This is a genomic window from Massilia sp. P2_C2 (assembly GCF_056404615.1).
The window spans coordinates 1-6,670 of the sequence record NZ_JBFUDR010000317.1; the positions used below are offsets into that span (position 1 = coordinate 1).

Annotated in this window: 6 protein-coding genes and 1 pseudogene; 5 read left to right on the forward strand and 2 right to left on the reverse strand. The window is 67.3% G+C overall.

Annotated features, from left to right (window positions below; all coding sequences use genetic code 11):
* Nucleotides 1-64 precede the first annotated feature (64 nt).
* Complete coding sequence (locus AC1DYX_RS25760) at nt 65-1,657, forward strand: methyl-accepting chemotaxis protein (protein ID WP_477264171.1); 1,593 nt, start codon at nt 65-67, stop codon at nt 1,655-1,657.
* 60 nt (nt 1,658-1,717) lie between these two features.
* On the opposite strand, the gene AC1DYX_RS25765 is transcribed toward AC1DYX_RS25760, so the two are convergent.
* Nucleotides 1,718-2,650 carry a LysR family transcriptional regulator gene (locus tag AC1DYX_RS25765; RefSeq protein WP_477264174.1) on the reverse strand — a complete coding sequence of 311 codons (933 nt, stop codon included), beginning with the start codon at nt 2,648-2,650 and terminating at the stop codon, nt 1,718-1,720.
* A 105-nt stretch (nt 2,651-2,755) separates the two neighbouring features.
* Between AC1DYX_RS25765 and AC1DYX_RS25770 the strand changes: the two genes are divergently transcribed.
* Nucleotides 2,756-3,169 (forward strand): HAD hydrolase-like protein, encoded by a 414-nt coding sequence (locus AC1DYX_RS25770; protein WP_477264176.1) that lies wholly within the window; start codon nt 2,756-2,758, stop codon nt 3,167-3,169.
* Nucleotides 3,170-3,276: 107 nt separating this feature from the next.
* The gene (locus AC1DYX_RS25775; RefSeq protein WP_477264177.1) at nt 3,277-4,575 is read left to right on the forward strand and encodes an NAD(P)/FAD-dependent oxidoreductase; all 1,299 of its coding nucleotides are present in this window, start codon (nt 3,277-3,279) and stop codon (nt 4,573-4,575) included.
* A 24-nt stretch (nt 4,576-4,599) separates the two neighbouring features.
* On the opposite strand, the gene AC1DYX_RS25780 is transcribed toward AC1DYX_RS25775, so the two are convergent.
* Nucleotides 4,600-5,340: an SDR family NAD(P)-dependent oxidoreductase gene (locus AC1DYX_RS25780; RefSeq protein WP_477264179.1), complete on the reverse strand. Its 741-nt coding sequence runs from the start codon at nt 5,338-5,340 to the stop codon at nt 4,600-4,602.
* A 126-nt stretch (nt 5,341-5,466) separates the two neighbouring features.
* Between AC1DYX_RS25780 and AC1DYX_RS25785 the strand changes: the two genes are divergently transcribed.
* Together AC1DYX_RS25785 and gudD are read left to right on the forward strand one after the other, a co-directional pair.
* The gene (locus AC1DYX_RS25785; RefSeq protein ID WP_477264181.1) at nt 5,467-6,348 is read left to right on the forward strand and encodes a LysR family transcriptional regulator; all 882 of its coding nucleotides are present in this window, start codon (nt 5,467-5,469) and stop codon (nt 6,346-6,348) included.
* Nucleotides 6,349-6,471: 123 nt separating this feature from the next.
* A pseudogene (gudD, locus tag AC1DYX_RS25790) lies at nt 6,472-6,670 on the forward strand (glucarate dehydratase); the annotation flags it as partial.

Genomic DNA, 6,670 nt, shown 5'->3' on the forward strand with positions numbered 1-6,670 from the left:
GAGTAAATACGCATAAACTGGCGAAACGGCGTCATGCCCGTAACGATAATAAGCTGGAGACACGATGAAATTTCTTCAACGCATAGGAATCGCAACACAGCTGTATGTTGCATTCGCCCTGATCCTGTCGGTCACGCTGATCGTGGCCCTTCTTTCCGTCACCCGCGTCAACAGCATTGCCGGCGCGCTGCAGGCGGCGGACACCGTGCGCAACAGCGAACTCGAACCGCTGTACGCGGCGCGCGAAGCGCTCGACCAGACCGGCATCGCGGCGCGCAATGCCTTCGTGTTCAAGGACGATGCGGCGGCCTCACGCGAACTCGGGCTCGTCGACAGCTACAAGACCGAATACCTGACCGCCCTCGGCAAGCTCGATGGGATGCTGGGCAACGACGCGCAGTACGCGAAGGTCAAGGCCGCGATGCTGAAAATGGCGACCGAACTGGACCGCCCGCGCGCCTACCGCACGGCCGGCAACATGGACGGCTACGGCAAGTTCCTCGTGGAAGAATGCAGCCCGCTGCGCCGCCAGATCGTCGCCGACATGGACGTACTGCTGAAACAACTGCAGCAGAACAGCGCCGCCACCAGCGCCGCCGCGAACGCCGAGGCCAGCCAGGCGCGCTTCTGGATCACCGCGCTGTCCGCCCTGTCCGGCGTGCTGTGCACATTCGTCGGCGTCGTCATCGTGCGCAGCCTTGTCGGCCAGCTCGGCGGCGAGCCGGCACACGCCACGCAGGTGGCACAGGCCATCGCGAACGGCCAGCTGACCTGCCCCGTCGACGTCTCGCGCGCCAAACCGTCGAGCATGATCCACGCGATGAACGCGATGCGCAACGGACTGGCGGAGATCGTCGCGAAGGTGCGCACGGGGACGGAGACGATCGCCTCGGCCTCGTCGCAGATCGCATCCGGCAACAACGACCTGTCGAGCCGCACGGAGACGCAGGCGTCCACGCTGTCGCAGGTGACGGGGTCGATGGCCCAGCTGGTCGCCTCCGTGCACCAGAACGCGGACTACGCGCGCCAGGCCAGCAACCTGGCCAATACGGCATCGACGGTGTCGGTGGAAGGCGGCGCGGCCGTCGACCAGGTGGTGGCCACGATGCGCCTGATCGAGGAATCGTCGCGCAAGATCGTCGACATCATCGCCGTCATCGACGGCATCGCCTTCCAGACCAACATCCTGGCGCTGAATGCGGCCGTCGAGGCGGCCCGTGCGGGCGAACAGGGACGCGGCTTCGCCGTGGTCGCCGGCGAGGTGCGCAACCTCGCGCACCGGGCTGGCGCCGCGGCCAAGGAGATCAAGGGCCTGATCGAGGATTCGGTGGCGAAGGTCGGCGCCGGCACGACTCTCGTCGGCCACGCGGGCGAGACCATCCGCAAGGTCGTGGACAGCGTGCAGCGCGTGTCCAGCATCATGGACCAGATCAGCACCGCCACGCAGTCGCAGCAGGCCGACATCGGCCGCGTGGACAGCGCGATGTCGCAACTGGACGAGATGACGATGCAGAACGCGTCGCTGGTCGAGGAAGCGGCGGCGGCGGCGGAATCGCTGCGCGTGCAGGCCGTCGAGCTCTCCGCCGTCGTGAACATCTTCCAGATCGAGGACGCGCCGGCGTCCACGGTCAAGCGCCGGCTGGCCCTGGCCGCGTAACGCCGGTGCGGCACCGGCGACGGCTCGCGCATCTCGTGTCCGTGGCCGTGCCCGCCGCCTTCACACGACCCAGGCGCGGTTCTCCAGTTCGTCCGAGATGACCTGCTGGCCGTGCTCCACCATGAATTCATGGAACGAGGCGGCCACGGTCGGGATCGCGCGCGCCGCCTTGTGCATCACGTGCCAGTCGCCCTGCACGACGACGCCCGGCACGGGCAGCACGCTGAGCAGGCGGTTCCTCACTTCCAGCGTGCACGCGTGCACGGACAGGAAAGCGACGCCGAGGCCGGCCGCCGTCATCTGCTTGATCGCCTCGTTGCTGGACAGCTCGGAGCCGATCGCGAATGCCACGCCCTCTTCCTCGAACCGGCGCTCGATGGCGGCGCGCGTACCGGACCCGCGCTCGCGCACGAGCAGGTTGTGCGACGCGATATCGGCCAGCGTGACGCTCTCCTGGCGCAGCAGCGGGTGGCCGGGCGCGACGAAGAAGGCCATCGGGTGGCGCGCGAAGCGGCTGGCGCTCGTCGGGAATTCGCGCGGCGGCGTGCCCATGATGGCGAGATCGATCTCGTCGCGCGACAGCATGCCGATCACTTCCGGACGCGACCCCACCTGCAGCTTGATGCGCACATGCGGCCGTCCCGTCGTGAAGCGCACGAGCATCGGCGGCAGCAGGTGCTCGGCCGTCATCACGGCGCCGATGCGCAGCGTACCGGATGTCACGCCCTTCAACGCCGCGATCTCGTCGCCCGCCTCTTCCCACAGGCCGAGGATGCGTTCCGCATAACCCACCAGCAGTTCGCCGGCCGCCGTCATCTGGATGTTGCGGCCCTGGCGGCGCGTCAGCGGCACCCCGGCCGCCTCTTCCAGCAGCTTCAGGTGCAGCGACACCGCCGGCTGCGTGACGTGCATCGCCTCCGCCGCGCGCGACACGCTCTGGTGACGCGCCACGAGCATCAACGCCTGCAATTGCTTGAAGCTGGCTGGATACATAAGTCATTCCTTATCAAAACCCAAAAATTATTTATTTTTATTTTATCCCGCCCGGCCGTATAGTAAAACTCATCAAGTGACAACAGTTCTGAAAAGGAGATCATCATGACGGCACAAGCGTTCATCTTCGACTTATCTGCGTTCCCCTCATCCGGCGCCCCGGCCGACGCCGAACGCCTGCTGGACGAAGCGATCGAACACGGCCTGCCGTGCGCCCTGATCTCCGAACTGCCGCACCAGCAGGCCGGCGAGCAGCTGCGCCGCCGCTTCGGCGACACCGCCCACCACATCTTTTCCGTCGTGCTGACCGGCGCCGATTTCGAGGTGCGCGGCCACAAGGCCCCGTATTCCGTCGTGCTGGACCAGCTGGGCGTGCAGCCGGACCGCGCGCTTGCCGTGACGACCTCGCCGCGCGCGATCGCCGCCGCCCGCAACGCCCACATCGGCGTACGCACACCCAAGGTACAGGTCATGCGCAAACCCATGCGCAAGGACGTCATGCAGGCAACGAGACACTGAGCAGTCTTCCCGGCATCCGCGGGCACTGCTCCGGCGGATGCGCGAACGCAGCGCGGCGCCGGCGGTCCGTCGGCGCCTCACCGATTCGAAAAAGAAGGGAGCACACCATGCAGTCCATCGTCATCGTCGGAGGCGGCGTCGCCGGCCTCGAACTCGCCACGCGGCTCGGCCGCCGGCTCGGCGCGCGCCACAAGGGCCGCGTGATCCTCGTCGACAGCGCGCCCACCCACTTCTGGAAACCCCTGCTCCATGCCGTCGCCGCCGGCACCATCGACCCGGCCGACCACATGATCGACTATGCGCGCCAGGCCATCGACAACCATTTCACGTTCGTGTGCGGCGAAGTCGTCCAGGTCGACCGCGGCGCACGTACCCTGACGGTGCGCAGCAGGTACGATGATGCCCCGGATGCGCATACCGTCATCGGCTACGACCGCCTTGTGCTTGCCTACGGCTCCGTCACGAACTTCTTCGGCATCCCGGGCGCGCAGGAACACTGCCTCGCGCTCGACAGCGTGCAAGGCGCCGAGATCTTCCGCCGGCGCTTCCTCGGCCTGTGCGCGCAGGCCGGACGGCGCCGCAACGCCCGCACGGACGCCGGCGCGCCACTGATCGACATCGTGATCGTCGGCGCCGGCCCGACCGGCATCGAGCTGGCGGCCGACCTGCGCCACACGGTCGACACGCTCGCCCATTACGGCCTCGCCGGCCTGGAATCGCCGCACCAGGTGCACATCCGCATCGTCGAGCGGGGGCCGCAGGTGCTGCCGTCGCTGGATACGCAAGCATCAAGCCTGGCCGTGCACAAGCTGCGCGCGATGGGCATCGAGATCTGCACGGACACGGCGGTCGCCGAGGTGCGCGAGGACGAGGTCGAGACGACGGACGGCCGCGTGTTCCCCGCCGCGATCACCGTGTGGGCGGCCGGCGTGAAGGGTCCGCGCTTCAGCACGAGCCTCAACGTGGCACTGAACCGCAACGACCAGGTCGTGGTCGACGCCCGCCTGCGCAGCGTGACCGATCCGGAAGTCCACGCGATGGGCGATTGCTGCACCCTGCTCAATCCGGACAAGACCGTGATGGCGCCGCCCAGCGCCCAGGCCGCGCGCCAGCAGGCCATCTACCTCGCCAGGCTGCTGACGCACAAGGCGCCGGCCACCTTGCCCGGCTTCCAGTACCGCGACTACGGCACGCTCGTGTCGCTGGGCCGGGCCGGTGCCGTCGGCATCCTGCGCCGGGCGATCGGCAACCGCCACGTGCGCGTGCGGGGCGCGTTCGCCCTCGCGATGTACGACCTCACCTACCAGCGCCACGTGATGGGCCACCTCGGCCTGGTGCGGATGTGCGGCAACCTGCTGGCGCGCTGGTTCCGCTCCAGGATGATGATGCCCGTGCGCTGGCACTGATGCCGGACCGGGCCGGCGCGGTCTCTACAGCCGCGCCAGCCGCGCGCCGTCCACGCGCAGCGCGGTGCCGTCGACGAAACGGGAATCGTCGGCCAGCAGGAAAACGATGGCAGCGGCGATGTCGTCCGCCGAGCCGACGTCGGCCTTGTCGATGACCTCGACGCCGGCCTGCACGTTCGGGTTATTCCACAGCATGGGCGTATCGACGGCGCCCGGCAATATGGCGTTGACGCGGAGCCCCTTGGCCTTGCCTTCCAGCGCGGCCGAGCGCGTGAGCGACAACAGCGCCGCCTTCGCCGCCGCGTAGGGCGCGACGAGCGGTTCCGTCTCCACGGCATGGACACTCGACACGTTGACGATGGCGCCGCCCCGGCGCATGCGCAGGAATGCCTGCCTGGTGAAGAAGAAGGCGCCCAGCAGGTCGACGTCGAGGATGCGGCGCCAGTCCTGCTCCGTCTGCTGCTCGATCGGCTTGAAGATCATCGTGCCCGCATTGTTAACGATATGGTCCCAGGCGCCGAAGCGGTTCACGGTGGCGTCGACGGCGGCGATCACCTGGTCTTCGCGCGACACGTCGCAGGTGACGGTGGCGATACGCGCCGGATCGAAGTCCTTGCCCAGGTCCGCCTGGTTGGCGTCGAGGCGGTCCTGGTGCAGGTCCGCGAGCATCACGCTGGCACCGCCCTGCAGCAGACGCCGCACGGTGGCCAGACCGATGCCGCCGGACGCGCCGGTGACGATGGCGATGCGCTGGTCAAAGCCCATGTTCCCTCCTGTGCGTAGCGAGTCCCGGTGGGAAGATAGCATGAGTGTCCGGATGGGCGGCGCATTTGTCATAATCGCGCTCGCCACAACCGGATTACTTCAGCGGATTACTTCAGGAATACCACCATGTTCGAGATCAGCCAGCTTCGCTGCTTCGTGGCCGTCGCCGAGGAATTGCATTTCAGCCGCGCGGCGGAGCGGCTGCACATGACGCAGCCGCCGCTGAGCCGGCAGATCCGCCTGCTGGAACACCATGTCGGTGCCCAGCTGTTGGAACGCAACAGCCGCACCGTGAAGCTGACGGCGGCCGGCAAGGCGTTTTTCCCGGAAGCGGCCCGCATCCTGCGCATCGCCGAGGAAGCCATGTTCACCGCGCGCCGCGCCGCCCGGGGCGAACAGGGCAGCCTGGCCATCGGCTTCACGTCGGCATCCGGCTACAGCCTGTTGCCGGAAGTCGTGCGGCGGCTGCGCGAGCGCGCACCCGGCATCGCCCTGACGCTGAAGGAACTCGTCAGCACCGTGCAGGTGGAAGCGCTGAATACGGGCGAGCTGGACCTGGGCCTGATGCGGCCGCATCCCGTGAACGACGAGCTCGACAGCCAGCTGATCGCGACGGAGTCCCTGATGCTCGCGGTCCGCGAGGATGACGCCGACCAGTGGCCCCCGGCCCCGACCCTCGCCGACCTGCACGGCCGGCCATTCGTCATGTATTCCCCGTACGAGGCGCGCCCGTTCTACCAGATGTTGAGCGAGCGCTTCGCCCGCGCCGGGATCGTCCCGGACGTCGTCGAGCATATCGGCCAGGTCCACACGATGCTCGCGCTCGTGCGTGCCGGCGTCGGCGCCGCCCTCATCGCGGAAGGCGCGGCCCGGCTGAAATTCGACGGGATCGTCATGCGCAGGATGGAGACGGAACCCGTCGAGATGGTGTGCACCTACCGCCGCCACAACGAGAATCCCGTGCTGAAACTGTTCCTGAACGACGTTCTTCCCTCATTCCAGCGCTGATCGATTCAATTTATGAATGCTTTGCATCATAAATTGGTTTGTTGGTGAATCATGCAAGGAATATGATCGACCATCGAACAAAAGCTGCCCGGTCATCGCCATGCAGCGATAACCAGGACCCCTATGCACACCATCGTCACCAGCGCGCCCGTCGTCACCGAACTGCGCGTCGTCCCCGTCGCCGGCCAGGACAGCATGCTGCTGAACCTCTCCGGCGCCCACGGCCCCTGGTTCACCCGCAACATCGTCATCCTGAAGGACAGCGCCGGCAATACCGGCCTGGGCGAGGTGCCGGGTGGCGACAAGATCCGCAAGACCATCG

What these genes read in the sequence shown, in the direction of transcription:
- AC1DYX_RS25760 (WP_477264171.1), top strand. Translation starts at nt 65, where the DNA reads ATGAAATTTCTTCAACGCATAGGAATCGCAACACAGCTGTATGTTGCA.
- AC1DYX_RS25765 (WP_477264174.1), bottom strand. Translation starts at nt 2,650, where the DNA reads ATGTATCCAGCCAGCTTCAAGCAATTGCAGGCGTTGATGCTCGTGGCG.
- AC1DYX_RS25770 (WP_477264176.1), top strand. Translation starts at nt 2,756, where the DNA reads ATGACGGCACAAGCGTTCATCTTCGACTTATCTGCGTTCCCCTCATCC.
- AC1DYX_RS25775 (WP_477264177.1), top strand. Translation starts at nt 3,277, where the DNA reads ATGCAGTCCATCGTCATCGTCGGAGGCGGCGTCGCCGGCCTCGAACTC.
- AC1DYX_RS25780 (WP_477264179.1), bottom strand. Translation starts at nt 5,340, where the DNA reads ATGGGCTTTGACCAGCGCATCGCCATCGTCACCGGCGCGTCCGGCGGC.
- AC1DYX_RS25785 (WP_477264181.1), top strand. Translation starts at nt 5,467, where the DNA reads ATGTTCGAGATCAGCCAGCTTCGCTGCTTCGTGGCCGTCGCCGAGGAA.